This is a genomic window from Paenibacillus rhizophilus, assembly GCF_003854965.1.
Taxonomy (GTDB): Bacteria; Bacillota; Bacilli; order Paenibacillales; family Paenibacillaceae; genus Paenibacillus_AQ; species Paenibacillus_AQ rhizophilus.
The window spans coordinates 145,586-160,888 of sequence record NZ_RQPI01000002.1; the positions used below are offsets into that span (position 1 = coordinate 145,586).

14 protein-coding genes are annotated in these 15,303 nt (G+C 52.4%); 3 read left to right on the forward strand and 11 right to left on the reverse strand.

Annotated features, from left to right (window positions below; genetic code table 11):
* Window positions 1-18 precede the first annotated feature (18 nt).
* Window positions 19-843: an undecaprenyl-diphosphate phosphatase gene (locus EH198_RS06100; protein ID WP_124694664.1), complete on the reverse strand. Its 825-nt coding sequence runs from the start codon at window positions 841-843 to the stop codon at window positions 19-21.
* Window positions 844-983: 140 nt separating this feature from the next.
* Complete coding sequence (locus tag EH198_RS06105; RefSeq protein ID WP_124694665.1) at window positions 984-2,423, reverse strand: bifunctional metallophosphatase/5'-nucleotidase; 1,440 nt, start codon at window positions 2,421-2,423, stop codon at window positions 984-986.
* Window positions 2,424-2,559: 136 nt separating this feature from the next.
* Between EH198_RS06105 and EH198_RS06110 the strand changes: the two genes are divergently transcribed.
* Both EH198_RS06110 and EH198_RS06115 read left to right on the forward strand, forming a co-directional pair.
* Window positions 2,560-3,282: a molybdenum cofactor biosynthesis protein gene (locus EH198_RS06110; protein WP_124694666.1), complete on the forward strand. Its 723-nt coding sequence runs from the start codon at window positions 2,560-2,562 to the stop codon at window positions 3,280-3,282.
* A gap of 68 nt (window positions 3,283-3,350) precedes the next feature.
* A complete protein-coding gene (locus EH198_RS06115; protein WP_124694667.1) occupies window positions 3,351-4,385 on the forward strand; it encodes an HD-GYP domain-containing protein in 1,035 nt (344 codons plus the stop codon).
* A 23-nt stretch (window positions 4,386-4,408) separates the two neighbouring features.
* Here the strand turns inward: EH198_RS06115 and EH198_RS06120 are convergent, their stop codons facing one another.
* The gene (locus EH198_RS06120) at window positions 4,409-4,831 is read right to left on the reverse strand and encodes a GNAT family N-acetyltransferase (RefSeq protein ID WP_124694668.1); all 423 of its coding nucleotides are present in this window, start codon (window positions 4,829-4,831) and stop codon (window positions 4,409-4,411) included.
* Window positions 4,832-5,149: 318 nt separating this feature from the next.
* Here EH198_RS06120 and EH198_RS06125 point away from each other — a divergent pair, with 318 nt between their 5' ends.
* Complete coding sequence (locus tag EH198_RS06125) at window positions 5,150-5,566, forward strand: hypothetical protein (protein WP_124694669.1); 417 nt, start codon at window positions 5,150-5,152, stop codon at window positions 5,564-5,566.
* Window positions 5,567-5,634: 68 nt separating this feature from the next.
* On the opposite strand, the gene EH198_RS06130 is transcribed toward EH198_RS06125, so the two are convergent.
* The 8 genes from EH198_RS06130 to sufD form a co-directional block, all read right to left on the reverse strand.
* A complete protein-coding gene (locus EH198_RS06130) occupies window positions 5,635-7,497 on the reverse strand; it encodes an ABC transporter ATP-binding protein (protein ID WP_124694670.1) in 1,863 nt (620 codons plus the stop codon).
* A complete protein-coding gene (locus EH198_RS06135) occupies window positions 7,494-9,254 on the reverse strand; it encodes an ABC transporter ATP-binding protein (RefSeq protein WP_124694671.1) in 1,761 nt (586 codons plus the stop codon). The genes EH198_RS06130 and EH198_RS06135 overlap by 4 nt, the downstream gene beginning before the upstream one ends.
* Before the next feature lie 309 nt (window positions 9,255-9,563).
* Window positions 9,564-9,974: a VOC family protein gene (locus EH198_RS06140; RefSeq protein WP_124694672.1), complete on the reverse strand. Its 411-nt coding sequence runs from the start codon at window positions 9,972-9,974 to the stop codon at window positions 9,564-9,566.
* Window positions 9,975-10,078: 104 nt separating this feature from the next.
* A complete protein-coding gene (locus EH198_RS06145) occupies window positions 10,079-10,660 on the reverse strand; it encodes a hypothetical protein (protein WP_124694673.1) in 582 nt (193 codons plus the stop codon).
* 272 nt (window positions 10,661-10,932) lie between these two features.
* Window positions 10,933-12,330: a Fe-S cluster assembly protein SufB gene (gene sufB, locus EH198_RS06150; protein WP_124694674.1), complete on the reverse strand. Its 1,398-nt coding sequence runs from the start codon at window positions 12,328-12,330 to the stop codon at window positions 10,933-10,935.
* 24 nt (window positions 12,331-12,354) lie between these two features.
* Entirely contained in the window at window positions 12,355-12,786 is a 432-nt protein-coding gene (gene sufU, locus EH198_RS06155) for a Fe-S cluster assembly sulfur transfer protein SufU (protein WP_124694675.1), read from the reverse strand.
* Entirely contained in the window at window positions 12,773-13,996 is a 1,224-nt protein-coding gene (locus EH198_RS06160; RefSeq protein WP_124694676.1) for a cysteine desulfurase, read from the reverse strand. The genes sufU and EH198_RS06160 overlap by 14 nt, the downstream gene beginning before the upstream one ends.
* Window positions 13,993-15,294 (reverse strand): Fe-S cluster assembly protein SufD, encoded by a 1,302-nt coding sequence (gene sufD / locus EH198_RS06165; RefSeq protein ID WP_124694677.1) that lies wholly within the window; start codon window positions 15,292-15,294, stop codon window positions 13,993-13,995. The genes EH198_RS06160 and sufD overlap by 4 nt, the downstream gene beginning before the upstream one ends.
* Between the last annotated feature and the right edge of the window lie 9 nt (window positions 15,295-15,303).

The following is a 15,303-nucleotide window of genomic DNA, read 5'->3' on the forward strand; positions in this document are numbered from 1 at the left end:
CTCCGCGAAAAACGGATCTTAGCGCATAACGAACAGCCAGAAGAAAGCGGCAAGTAAAAAGCGGTAAATGGCAAAATGGGTGAGCCGGATTTTTTGAATCAGCCGCATGAAAATAATAACGACGAGATAGGCTACAACAAACGAAACCAGGAATCCGATGGCAAAAATTCCGACCGTGTCGCCGGTGATATCCTTGTAGGAATCGAGCAACTCATAACCGGACGCCGCGCACATGATCGGGATCGCGATCAAAAAGGAGAAATCCGCAGAAGCCTTGTAACTGACCCCGCTCAGCATGCCGCCCGAAATTGTCGACCCCGAGCGCGAGAAGCCGGGCCACAGCACGGAAATAATCTGATATAATCCGATCGCCAGAGCTTGTCCGTAGGACAGGTCATCCAATTCTTGCGCGGTGATCCGCACTTTGCGCTTGTTGACCCATTCGGCGACGATCATCAGAATTCCCCCTGCGACCAGAGCCCACAGCACCGTGCTCGCTCCGAACAGGCTCTTGATAAAATCGCGGGCGACAAATGCGACGGCAAGCGCAGGCACGATACCGAGAAGAACGTGAATGAGGTTGAGCCGCGAACGGGGCATGACGCCTCCCCTTTCGGTCTTGCGGCCGATTCCGAGCAGATCGAGGATTCGGCGGCGGTAAACGAGAGCAATCGCGAGAATCGCCCCAAGTTGGATGAAAATTTCAAACGTCTTCATCAAATTATCCTGTTCGTCAAATCCAAGGAGCCGGGTGGTCAGGATCATGTGACCGGTGGAGGATACGGGGATGAATTCGGTGATCCCCTCAACGATAGCGAGAATAATAGCTGTGATTGTGTCCATATTTGGCCTCCTAAACAGTTCTGCAATTTGGGTGGTAAGACAACCCCGTAATGCGGGGGATTCAGCTCCGATGCTTGCAAGTGCAATGTGCGGGAACCCCGGAATTTGGAATTACGAGGGTAATTGAGCCGGTACTCCCGCTAATGAGTTCTCGGCTCCCAGCGGGCCTTCGCGCACTCGTCCAGACTTCCCGGACGCTGCAGCTCCAGGCGCAGCAAATCCCGGAGGAAATGAGGCAGCAGGAACCGAACGTCATCGCCGTTGCCAATCGACTCATATCCCATGTGAAAAGTGAACATGTCGAGCGTCCCGACCGTATACTCCCGGCGGTCCTCAAGCGGCTGTCCGTCGACAAAAACTGCAATATTTGTATCATAAGGCATCACATGAGGATCGTACAAGATTTTTAATCCGTCCACTGCCAGACCGCCGAGTCGTTCTCCCCGGAAGCCGTATCCGTAAATGACCTTCTGACGGAACTCCGCCGTCAGACTCTGCTGAAGCGCTGTGCGGATATCCTGGCCGGACAGCCGCATAATGCAGGCATTAATCGGGGATGGACACAGCGCATGCAGCATGCCGGTCGTGATCTCACCGTCCGGAAGGGGTCCGAGGAGTTGACCGGCATTGACCAGCGAGAGAGGAGTCCCTGTGAATCGTCTCACCGACTGCGCCAGCAAATTGGCAAAAGGGGACTCTCCCCCGAGATCAAGAGCCAGCCGCCGGTCGGTAATGGCAACCGTCTCGCTCAGCACTTCTCTTCCGCGTTCCAAATGCAGGGTTGCCGCCGAGGATACCGAGGGTTCGGAGAGAGAAGGATCGACGGGAACGCATTCTCCCGTCACATAATGGAAATGTCCCGACGCCTCGTCACGTTCAAAAACGAGATGCCCCAGATAGCGTCCAAATTTGCCGGCGCCGCACACTGCCGTCCCATCAATAATCAGCGGCTGTTCCAGTACATGATGCGTATGGCCGCCCAGAATGGCATGAACCCCATCCAGACGCTCAGCTAGCAACCGGTCTGCGGGCAGGCCCAAATGCGAAAGGATAATCACAATATCCACCTGCGGCGCGAGCAGCAGGCATTGCTCCCGAAGGCATTCTTCCGGCTCCAGCGCATCCCATCCGAGCAGCGAATAGAACGAGGCGAAGGGCACGGTTGCTCCCGTTACTCCAATCCGCACGCCTTCTTTCTCCAGAATCGCGTGGCGCTGCATCCAATGCGGCGGCTCACCCGTTGCAATCTCCACCATGTTGCAGCAGACGACCGGGCACTGGATGCCGGTAAAGACGGATGACAGCATCTCCCTAGAAAAGGTCAGGCCTTCATTATTTCCGATCGTAACGGCGTCATAGCCCGTAAGATTGATCATATCGATATTCGCCTGTCCCAAGGTGCCTTCGGTTTCCGCGGCGGCCCGATCCATATGATCACCGATATCGAACAGCAGTACGGGACTGCTTCGGGCCTTTTTTTTCTGCCTTGCGATAGCGGCGGCAAGCGGGCTCATCATCTCGAAGTGGCTGTGAATATCATTGGTATGAAGAATCGTAAGACGCTCTGTTTCAGGCCTCATCGTCCAAGCTCCTTCCGGCTGTGAAGCCGCGCCCATAAGGGGCGGCAGGCAGTTTGTCTATAGTGCCTAGCATAACATTTTAAAAGACATTATGGTATATTGTAGTCATTATAATCATTAGCGAGGTGAACAGAGTATGCAACTTTCCATTCGTCTTTTCGCGGGGCTGGCTGAAGTCATCGGCTCCCAGACCCTGAATTTCCACGTAGCCGAGCCTCCGGTAACCGCCGGTAAACTCAAGGAGCTCCTGTCCGCTTCCTATCCGGAAGCCGCCGGTCAGATCGCCGTGTCCATGGTGGCCGTCGACCGCGAATACGCTCCCGATAACACCGTAATTACCGAATCCTCTGAAGTGGCGCTGATTCCTCCGGTATCCGGAGGAGAGCCCTCCCCGGAGGAGAACAGCACTCAGGATGGATTCTACACCGTAACGGAGCAGCCGCTCCGTACGGAAGACATCCTGAACAAAGTGCTGGACAAAGATCACGGCGCTTCACTCGTCTTTGTCGGGACGACACGGGAGATGACCGGCAGCGAGCGGACTTCGGCCCTGCACTACGAGGCCTATGTTCCGATGGCCCTCTCAAAGTTTGAGGAAATCGGCAGAGAAGTCATGGAACGATGGCAGGCACGCTGCGCCATTTCCCACCGCATCGGACATGTGGGCGTACAAGAGGCCAGCGTCATAATCGCCGTATCTTCCCCGCATCGTGCCGCCTGTTACGAGGCCAGCCGCTACGCGATCGAAGAGCTGAAACGCATGGTGCCAATATGGAAGAAAGACATAGGCGAATCATCCGAAACATGGAAGGGTGCCGACCCCGCTTCCAGCGACAATAGGCCTATTCCCCCCCGCTGATTTCCATTGAAAATTTTACCTGTTCTTGTTATTCTTTAAGTAAATAACTGGCAGGGGTGACATTGGATTTGAGAGTGCACGTCACGGATTTAAAGCCCGGCGATTGCCTGAAGGACGATACCTTCAGCAAGAGGGGCATACATGTGCTTTCCAGAGGAGCCCAGCTCCGGGTGGATGACATTTCCAGACTGATGCAGCATGATGTGGACTACGTTGACATAGATGACGCTCGTCAATCGAGTGCATCGGTTCCGCGTGTCTTTCAGACGGTTAATACGGAATTTGACCAAAGTATTGTAGGTTTTAAATCCCTCTATCTGGAAGCGTTAACCACAGGAAGCTTTAACCAGTCCATGGTTGACGATATCCTGAAACCCCTGCTTAATTCGCTCGACCAGCATAAAGATATTGTTACTCTGCTCCTTCTGCTGGATCGCGAGGATGAATATACCTACAACCATTCCCTTCAGGTCGGCATGCTAACCTATTATATTGCTTCCTGGCTCGGTTATACCAAGCAGGAATGCTACGAAATTTCCCGGGCAGGATATTTGCTCGACATCGGCAAATGCCGAATCCCGACAACCTTATTGAACAAGCCCGGCAAACTGACTGCGGAGGAATTTCAGGAGGTAAAGCGGCACACTACATACGGTTATGAAATCATCCGCAACTCCATGAGCGACCAGAACACGGCGCTTGTGGCTCTTCAGCATCATGAGCGCGAGGACGGTTCGGGTTATCCCGCCCGTCTGGTATCAAGCGAGATTCATCCTTACGCCCAAATCGCCGCAATCGCGGACGTGTACAGCGCAATGACAACAGCCCGCGTGTTTCAGTCAAAGCAGGAATTTATCAGTGTTTTGCGGGAACTGCACAATCTCGGCTTCGGCAAGCTGAACGGCAAATTCGTACAAGCCTTTATCCAGCATCTGATTCCGAACTTTATCGGAAAAAGAGTGCTGCTCAGCACCGGCGAAATGGGCATCATCATTATGAATAATCCAATCGACGTATTTCGGCCTCTCGTACAGAGCGAAGGCCGCTTCATCGACCTGGCCCGGGAACGGCAGATCGCAATCGCGGAAATTTATATGGAATAATGGACACAGCACAGCTGCTCCTTTTATTTCAGCACAGTAAACATGCCCGTCATATCGGGCGAATGATCTTTAAATCCGAAGCGCTCGTAGAAGACCTCCTTTCCGGAAGCCGCAAAAAGCCCCACAAAAGCGATTCCTCCGGAAAGCCGGCGCTTTTCGATATCAGTCAGCAGACGCTCAACTATTAATTGGCCTACTCCGTTATGCTGATGCTCGGGCAAAACCGCCACATCCTGGATATAAAAATACATGAATCCGTCACCGACGGTTCTCCCCATACCGATAACTTCCTCACCGCAAACCGCGACAACGCCATGCATGGAGCCTGCGATGGAGCGTTCCGTCATTTCCGGATCGACCTCTCCCCATCCGACGGATTTCCATAAAGCGTTATGCTCCATCACCGTTGGAAGACGCTCCATAATCTCATACTGCCGATTAGCCATCGTTAACCCCCTCTTCAACTTCACTTCCTCAAAAAACAAAAAGCCCCCTTGTCCGGTAATCGGATAGGAGGCGCAGGCTGTGCACAAAGATACCCTCCTTCTTATTGAAGGTGGGGCTACTTCCTGCAGCTACAAAAAAGCGCATACTGCTCCTATCCCGGAAAACTCGGATCAACCGATTGTCTTGCGGCAAGATAGGTTAACAGTCCATGGCTTGAAATCATTCCTTTTCATTCTGATGCCTCGAATGTATCACACCTCATCAGCCTTATTCAAGACCTCTGCTGGAAGAAAATAGTTCACAAGGAGATGCAACGCATGATTAAGCAAGCGGTAACAGCGAGTCTTTTGTTCATGCTGGCCTTTATCCTCTCGGCCCAGCCGCTTTTAGCGGCAGGCAAGACAGCGAAGGTTAAAGTAACCTTCGTAAGCGCGGAACTGGTTGAGAACGAGCATGTGGGCAATGAGTGGTGGTGGGGCGGTTATGTCAACGGCAAGGAGCTTGAGGAAGGGTCTTCAGTGACCGTAAGCGCAACGGGTTCGATCAAGCTTCGAGCGGAAGCGCAGGAGCAGGACAAATATCCCGAAGACGGAATCGCCGATGCCACAGTCAAAGTGTCTTCTCTTAAATCCTCGATCAACAAAACCTTAAATGTCACCGTTACCGAGAACCGCGGACGGTATTCCGGAAATACGGCCAAATGGCGCTTTGTATTCAAGATTAAGAAGCTGTAACCGCTACATATACTTACAAAAATGCCCCGGCGGCGCCTTTCAAAACAAGGGCGCCGCCGGGGCTTTTGTCACAGAAACCGGAACTGCGCTTCGATCAGACCGTTGTAAATGCCTTCCCGTTCCGTCAATTCGCGGTGCGTTCCCATTTCCTTAATTTCTCCATGATCGAGAACGACGATTTTGTCCGCATGGCGGATCGTGGACAGCCGATGGGCGACAATAAACGAGGTCCGGCCTTTAAGCAGCACCTTCAACGCCTCTTGTATTTTCAACTCCGTCTCGGTATCGATGCTCGCCGTCGCTTCATCCAGAATCAGAATGCGCGGATCGGCCAGCAGCGCCCGGGCAAAAGACAACAGCTGACGCTGTCCCATGGACAGCGCGCTGCCGCGCTCCTCCACCTCGGTATCGTAGCCGCCCGGAAGCTTCATGATAAAATCATGGGCATCCACCGCTTTGGCCGCTTCTTCCACCTCCGAGTCTGAGGCGCCTAGCCGACCGAAGCGGATATTATCCCGGATGGTGCCGGAGAATATAAACGTGTCCTGCAGCACGATGCCAATCTGGCTCCGGAGACTGCTCAAAGTGACCCCCCGGATGTCCTGTCCGTCTATTGTAATCCTGCCGCCCGTTATGTCATAGAAGCGTCCGATCAGATTAATGATCGTGCTCTTGCCCGAGCCGGTATGCCCGACAAGCGCGATCGACTGCCCCGCTTTTACATCAAGGTCGATTCCTTTCAGCGCGGCGCGGCCTTTTTCATATTCGAAATAGACTTTCTGGAAGTTGATATCGCCGCGGATCGTCGGCAGCGGTTTCGCGCCCGGATTATCTTTGACAAGCGGCTCTTCATCGAGATACTCGAAAATACGCTCCGAAGAGGCCATGGCTACAAGCAGCTGGTTATAGGTCTGCCCCAGCCGGTTGATCGGGTCCCAGAAGTTGCTCACATAGGTGCTGAATGCCACGAGCACGCCGACCGTCAGATTGCCGGTCTGGATCAGGTGCGCCCCGAGCCAGAACAGAATCAATGTTCCGATGCCGCCCGTTATCTCGATAATCGGTCCGAAAGTCTGGTTCATGGCCGACGCCTTGTCCCAGGATTTCTTGCTGTCACTGTTCATGGCGTCAAAATAGTTCATATTTTCGAGTTCCTGGGTATAGGCCTGAGTTACCCGAATGCCTTGAATCGACTCGTTCAAATGCGAATTGATCCGTGAGTTCTTGATCCGGACCTCCTGCCAGGCGATGCGGATCGTCTTGCGGAGCTTGGTCGAGACGAAGAACATGATCGGCACCGTCACCATGACCGCAAGGCCCAGCTTCCAGTTCAGCGCCAGCAAAATAACAATAATTCCGGCAAGCTGTACGCAGTCGATAATCGAGTTGACGACCCCGTTCGTGAACAGATCCTGGAGAGAGTTAATGTCATTGGTGACCCTCACCAGCACCGAGCCTGCCGGACGCTTGTCGAAGAAGTTGAACGACAGCTTCTGGATATGCTTGAACAGATCGGAGCGAAGATCGTATATGACTCTTTGGCCGATCACATTGGTGTACTTAATCCGGTAGACACCGGCAATCCACTGAACGATGTATAGTACGATAACGCCTGCCGTCAGAAAATATAGCAGTGTCGGATTCGGGCTTCCTTCTTTCGGCGCGATGGCTTTATCGATCGCCTGACTGGTGAGGAACGGTACCGAAAGCTTGGTGATCGTGCCCAGTACCATCATCAGCAGGACAAGCGGCAGCATTTGTCTGGCATACGGCTTCATGTAGCCGAATAGCCGGCTAAACTGCTTCCAGTCGAAGGCTTTGTCGATGACGTCGTCATCCTTGTAGACAAATCTCTCCTGCGCCGACACGTCCGTTTCGGTCTCCAAAGAGCCGGGCGCTCCATTTTTACTCTTCACCGTTACATGGCTCATTGGTCTTCACCTCCGGCGGCTCTCGCCAAATAATCGGCGTATTGAATCCGGTACACATCGCGGTAAGCTCCTGGAACCTGAATCAACTGCTCATGGGTGCCGCGCTGCACGATTTCCCCTTCATCCAGAACAAGGATCTGATCGGCATGCCGGAGAGAAGATATGCGGTGCGCGATAATCAGCGTCGTCCGCCCGCGCATGACCTCCTGAAACCCTGCCTGTATTTCATGCTCCGTTTCCATATCAACCGCGCTTGTGGCATCGTCAAGGATCAGAATTCGCGGGTTCTTCAATAGAGCTCTCGCGATGGCTACCCGCTGCTTCTGGCCTCCCGAGAGCCCCATGCCGCGCTCCCCGACAACAGTGTCGTACCCTTCCGGCATCTCCATAATAAAATCATGCGCCTGTGCCAGCTTGGCTGCGCGGATCACCTCCTCCATCGTCACATCCTTCAGCCCGTAAGCGATATTGTTCCGGATAGAGGAAGAGAATAGAAAAGTCTCTTGGAACACGGTGGCGATCTGCGACCTTAAACTTCGGACTCCCAGCTCCCTGATATCGGTACCGTCCAGTCTGATGCTGCCCTCATTGACATCATAAGCCCGCATGAGCAGCTGGATTATCGTCGATTTGCCCGAGCCGGTCCCGCCAAGAAAGCCGATAACCGAGCCCGCTTTTGCTTCAAAGTCAATATCCGTAACGGCCGCCAGCTTATTTCCATAAGCAAAAGTAACATGATCAAACACGATATGACCCTTTACTTCGGCCGCATCCACCTCCAGCGCATCCGGTTGGTCCTTGACGTCGATCCAATGATTCAACACTTCCAGCACTCTTTCTCCGGAAGCCTTCGACTGGGTATAATTGTTGATATGAAAGCCCAAGCCCCATACGGGAGCGATAATATACCAGATCAGACTGAAAAAAGCGACCAGTTCGCCGAGCGTCATTCTTTCGTTAATGACCAGCGTCCCGCCCACTCCAAGCAAAATAGCCACACAGGCGCAAGCCAGAAACTCCATGATCGGAAAGAACTTGCTCCACAGGCCGGCTGCAAAAATCTGATTATTCTTATAACGCTCATTGCGTCCGGAAAATTTCTCTACCTCATAAGGCTCTCTGGCAAAAGATTTGACCGTCCTCACGCCGGTTACGTTCTCCTGAACCGCTGTTGTCAGCGCGCTGAGCGCAAGTCTCATCTCCTGAAAAGCCGGATGAATGCGGGATTCGAATTTAAAAGCTACCGCAGCCAGTAACGGCATCGTTACGAGCGTCACCAGCGTAAGCTGCCAATTGAGCGAGAACATCATGATTGATCCGAAGAGCACCATGAAGAAGACATTCAGCAGCTGTGCGAATCCGAAGCCGATAAACAGCCGGATCGCCTCCAGATCGCCGGTCAGCCGGGACATGAGATCTCCGGTCTTCGCGGTGTCGTAATAACGGAATGACAAAAACTGCAGCTTCTCGTAGCAGGCGTTACGGAGACGATAGGCCAGATAATTCCCAACCCTTCCTCCGAAAAATCCGTGTGCGAACTGCAAACCCGCCTTCACGCACACCACAGCCAGTACCGTCAGAGCAAGCAGAGGAACTTCATCGAATTTCATGGGCAAGATAACATCGTCAATTAGCTTCCTCAGCAGGTTTGGGGTAATCAGCCCCACTGCCGTTGCGGCGGCTAAACAAACAATCGAAAGAATCAGAAAATGCAGCCTTTCCCGGTAAAAGCCCCGCAGTTGCCTAAGAACATTCATGTCTCTCCTCCTTTAATTCACACATTTCCATACTTTAACGCTTTCAATTTTTAGCGACTTTATGCAGTTTATCACTCCTAATTTAATGGAGCAAAGCGGAAAAATGGCCGGATTCTGCACTAAATCCTGGAATTCACCGATTAGCCTATCTAAACTGGTCCCCGTATTCATAGAATGCTTCCGTTTTCTCACAAATGCTGGTCTTTCTGCAGGAAAATCGGCAACAAATTAAAAAGCGTCTCCACTACGGAAACGCTCGTCGCTATCTCTATCATTCACAGTTGTCGGGCACAGAGACCCCGGATGGAATCAGGATGGTTCGGGCGCTTCCATCTCCGTAGTGACTTGCCATGTTACCCCGTACTTGTCCTCAAGCTGGCCGAAGTGCGCTCCCCAAAATTGGCGCTTCAACGCATCAATCACTTTGCCGCCCTCAGAAAGCTTATCAAAAGCTGCATAAGCCTCTTCTTCGGCAGAGAATTCCAGCGTAAGAGCCAACCCGTTTCCCCGCTCGATCGGCTTAAAGGAATCGCTCATATAGAACAAAATACCGGCAGCCGTAAAGCTGAGATGCATGACCTTATCCTTGTACTCCGTATTCGGCTGGGGACCATCTGCGAAAGTCATAACGCCCAGAATTTCCCCGCCAAGCGCCTCAGTGTAAAACGAAGCCTGTGATCTAGCATCCTCCGAAAAAATGTAAGGGGTCAGTTTAGCCATTCCTTCAACATCCTTTCATTCCTGAGTTTAAATTTCTACTGCTATACTATAACAGAACATATGTTCGTGTCTACTAATATTTATTCTGTCTCAGCTTTCACTCTTTATTTTTTGATGACCATTCTCGAGGTCTTCTTATTAACCGATGCATCAAGGTCGGCAACATAATCATTCAGCAGTTTTTGCGCGGAAATACACTCGGTAGGCGTATTAACCCCCGTTGTCCGAAGCAGTTCGATCATTTTCCCCTTAACATTTAGGTCATTGAGGAAATCTCCGCTGCGCAGAAAACAGAATTTAATATCTTCTCCTTCCGGGAAGTACTTCTCACTTTTATTCGTTCTTGAATCGATCGTATAGAACTCAATATGGCCTTCGAGGTTTATTCCTCCAAAAGCAATCATTACTTTTACATCCCTTTGATTTGGATCTTCAGCATTAAAAAAATCGATCAAAGCATTATTAATTGCGGAAAAGTCCGTTTTTTCATCAAAGTATGGAAGCATCTGAACCGAAAGCTCTTCACAAGCCCCTTGACTGCCCGCGAAAGCAATAAAAGCGCTGTTTCCGATATTGATAAATTTCTGATAGTCTTCCTGCAAAATCTCATTGTTCTCGCCAAGCAGCTTTCCGTCACTCATTACACATAAAAAATTCTCCCGGCCCAAAACAGACACGAAACTCATGGTATTCCCCCTAATTTTTCAACACAATTTAAAGTATGTAGTCCCAAGAAGAAACGGCTTCGCCGTCCTTTTAGGGACGGTACCGTTTCTCGTAGAAATATAAGACAAAATGATAAGCGCTCGGCTTATAAATTCTTATATTTTAAATAAAATACGTGTCCGAGCGTCTTGGGCATAAGAGCGTCAAGTTCACTGGCGGACACGTATCTGGATGCTATTTAATTAACCGGTAAAACTCTGGCCGAAAGCCGGAAAACCTTGAATTATCAAGGCTAACCTATGCTTCCCTCCATCTCGAATTTGATGAGACGATTCATCTCGACGGCGTATTCCATCGGCAGTTCCTTGGTGAACGGCTCGATGAAGCCCATGACGATCATCTGGGTCGCTTCGGCTTCCGTAAGACCGCGGCTCATTAGGTAGAAGAGCTGCTCCTCGGATACCTTCGAGACCGTCGCTTCGTGCTCGAGTGTAATGTTATCGTTCATAATCTCATTATAAGGAATCGTATCCGAAGTGGACTCGTTGTCCATAATGAGCGTATCGCATTTGATATTCGATTTCGCGCCTTCTGCCTGGCGGCCGAAGGAAGCGAGCCCGCGGTAAGTAACCTTGCCGCCGTGCTTGCTGATCGATTTGGAAATGATAGTGGACGTTGTGTCCGGTGCCAAATGGATCATTTTGGCCCCGGCATCCTGGTGCTGGCCTTTGCCGGCAACAGCGATGGAGAGTACGGAGCCTTTGGCGCCGCGTCCTTTCAGAACAACCGCCGGGTATTTCATCGTCAGCTTGGAACCGATGTTGCCGTCAACCCACTCCATCGTCGCGTTCTCTTCCGCAACGGCGCGTTTCGTAACGAGGTTGTAGATATTCGGCGCCCAGTTCTGAATGGTCGTGTAACGGACACGCGCGTTCTTTTTACAGATGATTTCAACGACGGCGCTGTGCAGCGAATTTGTGCTGTACACCGGAGCGGTGCAACCTTCAACGTAATGCACAAAGCTGTCCTCATCGGCGATGATCAGCGTTCTTTCGAATTGTCCCATGTTCTCGGAGTTGATGCGGAAGTAAGCTTGCAGCGGCACTTCGCATTTAACGCCTTTCGGAACGTAGATAAAGCTTCCGCCCGACCAGACGGCGCTGTTCAGCGCGGCGAACTTATTGTCGGTAGGAGGAATAACGGTGCCGAAATATTCCTTGAAAATCTCGGGATGCTCACGCAGAGCCGTGTCCGTATCCGTAAAGATAACGCCCTGATCTTCAAGATCTTTCTGCATGCTGTGGTACACGACTTCGGATTCATATTGTGCGGATACACCCGCAAGGAACTTTTGCTCCGCTTCGGGAATACCGAGCTTATCAAATGTTTCCTTGATTTCAGAAGGAACTTCTTCCCAGGTTTTGCCCTGCTTCTCGGAGGGTCTGACATAGTACTGAATGTCGTTGAAGTCCAGCTCGTCAAGGTTTCCGCCCCAACGCGGCAGCGGCATTTTGTCGAATTGACCGAGCGACTTCAGACGGAAGTCCAGCATCCACTGCGGTTCATTCTTGATAGCCGAAATTTCCTTGACAATTTCCGGAGTCAGCCCTTTACCCGTTTGAAATACCGCCTTGTGCTCGTCCCGAAAACCATATTTGTACTCTTCAATTTCAGGCGCTTTTTTGGCCATGGGGGTATGCCTCCTTCATTTCATTTAGTGGTGTCGTTCTTCCTCGTCGATGCCTTTGCGCAGCGCATTCCAGGCCAATGTCGCACACTTGATCCGCGCCGGGAATTTGTTAACGCCGGAAAGGGCTTCGATATCTTCATAATCGCCGAACGTCACGTCCTCGCCTTTCATCAGTGCAGAGAAGCGGCCGGCCAAGTCGAGTGCCTGTTCCACTGTTTTGCCTTTAACGACCTCGGTCATCATCGATGCGGAGGACATGCTGATCGAGCAGCCTTCGCCGACATACCGCGCCTCTTTAACGACTCCGTCCTCCACCTTCAGCTGCAGCGTAATACGGTCTCCGCATGTAGGATTGTTCAGTTCCACCTTCATGGCGTCGTCTTCGAACAATCCGCGGTTCCGGGGATTCTTATAATGATCCATGATCACACGTCTGTACAAATCATCCAATTGCATCGGCGAAATACTCCTTTGTCCGGATTAATGCCGACGCCAGCCGGTCAATATCTTCTTCGTTGTTGTACAAGTACAGGCTGGCCCGTGCCGTTGAACTAACCTCCAGCCAGCGCATCAGCGGCTGGCAGCAGTGATGCCCTGCCCGGACCGCAATCCCTTCCGCATCGAGCACGGTAGCTACGTCATGCGGGTGAACATCCCCCAGATTAAAGGTTACGACGCCCACTTGACGGTTACGCGGTCCGTAGATGGAAATACCGTTGATTTCGGCAAGGCGCTGCTCGGCATACGCAGCGAGCTTGATCTCATGCCGGTGAATCTCATCCAGGCCGACCTCCTGAAGAAAATCGATCGCCGCTCCCAGGCCGACAGCGCCCGCGATAATCGGTGTGCCGCCTTCGAACTTCCACGGCAGTTCCTTCCAAGTCGAATCGTAAAGGCCAACGTCATCAATCATTTCCCCGCCGAACTCCACCGGTTCCATGGCTTCCAGCAGCGCTCTCTTGCCGTAAAGGGCGCCGATACCGGTAGGCCCGCACATCTTGTGGCCCGATAGTGCATAGAAGTCGCAGTCCAGATCCTGAACGTCGACTTTCATATGCGGCGTGCTCTGCGCGCCGTCCACTACCATGACCGCGCCGTGCCGGTGGGCTATGGCCGCCAGCTCCTTTACCGGGCTGGTGACGCCCATTACGTTGGAGACATAGGCCACGGAAACGATCTTGGTGTTGTCCGTAATCGTCTTCTCGGCATCCTCCAGCAAAATGGTCCCGTCTTTTTGAAGCGGAATGTACTTAAGAGTCGCTCCGGTCTTCTTGGCAAGCTGCTGCCACGGAATCAGGTTGCTATGGTGCTCCATCAGGGTAATTACGATTTCATCGCCCTCTCCGACGGCGGAAGGACCGTAAGAGGAAGCTACCAGATTAAGAGCGGTCGTCGTACCGCGGGTAAATATGATCTCCTTGGTACTGCGGGCGTTAATAAATTTGGCAACCTTCTCTCTGGCTCCTTCGTAGGCATCGGTGGCCCGGCTGCCCAGCGTATGGACGCCGCGGTGAACGTTGGAATTATCATGTTCATAGTATGCCTTGATCGCTTCAATTACCTGCCGAGGCTTCTGCGAAGTCGCAGCGCTGTCCAGGTACACGAGCGGATGGCCGTTGACGTTCTGGTTCAGGATGGGAAATTGCTCCCGGATGGCGTTGTTCATTGTCCCAACTTCCTTTCCACAAGAGACTTCAGCTGTTCGCGCAGTCCCTCAAGTGGAATTTGCGACACAACCGGCGCAAGGAAGCCGTATATAACGAGTCTCTCCGCATCCGCACGGGAAATGCCGCGGGACATGAGATAGTAGATTTGCTCCGGATTGACCTGCCCGACGGAAGCTGCATGTCCTGCGGTAACGTCGTCTTCGTCAATAAGCAGAATCGGATTGGCATCCCCGCGGGCCTTAGGACTCAGCATCAGCACTTTTTCCGTTTGCTGACCGTCCGCGCGCGTTGCGCCCTTCTCGATTTTGGTGATTCCGTTGATAATCGACGTGGCGCTTTCCCGCATAACCGCGCGGGTAATCATATTGCTTGGCGTGTTTTTGCCAAAATGCTGCGCCTGCGTCGTGTAGTTGAGCTTTTGCGAACCCGAGCCTACCGCAATGACTTTCGCGTCGGAGCTTGCCCCGCTGCCCTTGAGCACCGACTTTGTATCGCTGGCCGTATCGCCGTCGTTCATTTCGCCGACAATCCACTCGACCGTTCCGTCATTCTCAACGATAGCGCGGCGGTACGTAACATCCGTAGTATCCGCTCCGAATTGATGCACCGTGGCGAAGCGAACTTTCGCTCCGGCTCCGACGAAAACTTCCACGGCGCCGTTATGAAGTCCGGCATCATTCTTGCCCGACACGTAGTTGTCGACATAAGTCACCGAGCTGTTGCTGTCGGCCACGATCAGGACATGAGGAGCGAACGCAGCCTCTGCGTCGTCCGTCAGGAATACGGCCTGCACCGGTGTCTCGACCACCACATTCTTCGGAATGTACAGGAACACGCCTCCGTTCCACAGCGCCGCGTGCAGCGCCGCGACCGAATGCTCCTCCGGTTTGACCGCAGTGTGCAGATAGCGCTGCACAAGCTCTCCGTGTTCCTTCACCGCCGTCTGCAGATCCGTGAAGATTACTCCCTGCTCCGCAAGTTCTGGGGCAAGACGAGTATAGACCGCTCCGGAATTCCGTTGAATGATAAGGCTGCCTTCCTCCGCGCTTCCTACAATTGCGGCAATGGAGGAGGGTGCTTCGTTCAATGCGGCAATCGCCGCGCTTTCTTTATAACTCCCGTATTGGTGTATATTCCAGCGCTCAATCCGTGTCTTCTCCAGCTTCGGCAGTTCCAGTTCCGCGGCAAGCTCCAGCGCTTTCAGGCGGCTTTCCTTTAGCCATTCCGGCTCTCCGCTTCTTAGCGACAGTTCACTCAATCGGCCGGCGTCCACCGGAAGAATGGTTTGGGTCATCATTATGGTCTC

Bases quoted from the DNA above. Each gene is read 5' to 3' on its own strand.
- EH198_RS06145 (WP_124694673.1), bottom strand. From the start codon at position 10,660: ATGAGTTTCGTGTCTGTTTTGGGCCGGGAGAATTTTTTATGTGTAATG.
- sufB (WP_124694674.1), bottom strand. From the start codon at position 12,330: ATGGCCAAAAAAGCGCCTGAAATTGAAGAGTACAAATATGGTTTTCGG.
- EH198_RS06100 (WP_124694664.1), bottom strand. From the start codon at position 843: ATGGACACAATCACAGCTATTATTCTCGCTATCGTTGAGGGGATCACC.
- EH198_RS06120 (WP_124694668.1), bottom strand. From the start codon at position 4,831: ATGGCTAATCGGCAGTATGAGATTATGGAGCGTCTTCCAACGGTGATG.
- EH198_RS06105 (WP_124694665.1), bottom strand. From the start codon at position 2,423: ATGAGGCCTGAAACAGAGCGTCTTACGATTCTTCATACCAATGATATT.
- EH198_RS06125 (WP_124694669.1), top strand. From the start codon at position 5,150: ATGATTAAGCAAGCGGTAACAGCGAGTCTTTTGTTCATGCTGGCCTTT.
- EH198_RS06140 (WP_124694672.1), bottom strand. From the start codon at position 9,974: ATGGCTAAACTGACCCCTTACATTTTTTCGGAGGATGCTAGATCACAG.
- EH198_RS06110 (WP_124694666.1), top strand. From the start codon at position 2,560: ATGCAACTTTCCATTCGTCTTTTCGCGGGGCTGGCTGAAGTCATCGGC.
- EH198_RS06160 (WP_124694676.1), bottom strand. From the start codon at position 13,996: ATGAACAACGCCATCCGGGAGCAATTTCCCATCCTGAACCAGAACGTC.
- sufU (WP_124694675.1), bottom strand. From the start codon at position 12,786: ATGCAATTGGATGATTTGTACAGACGTGTGATCATGGATCATTATAAG.
- EH198_RS06130 (WP_124694670.1), bottom strand. From the start codon at position 7,497: ATGAGCCATGTAACGGTGAAGAGTAAAAATGGAGCGCCCGGCTCTTTG.
- EH198_RS06135 (WP_124694671.1), bottom strand. From the start codon at position 9,254: ATGAATGTTCTTAGGCAACTGCGGGGCTTTTACCGGGAAAGGCTGCAT.
- sufD (WP_124694677.1), bottom strand. From the start codon at position 15,294: ATGATGACCCAAACCATTCTTCCGGTGGACGCCGGCCGATTGAGTGAA.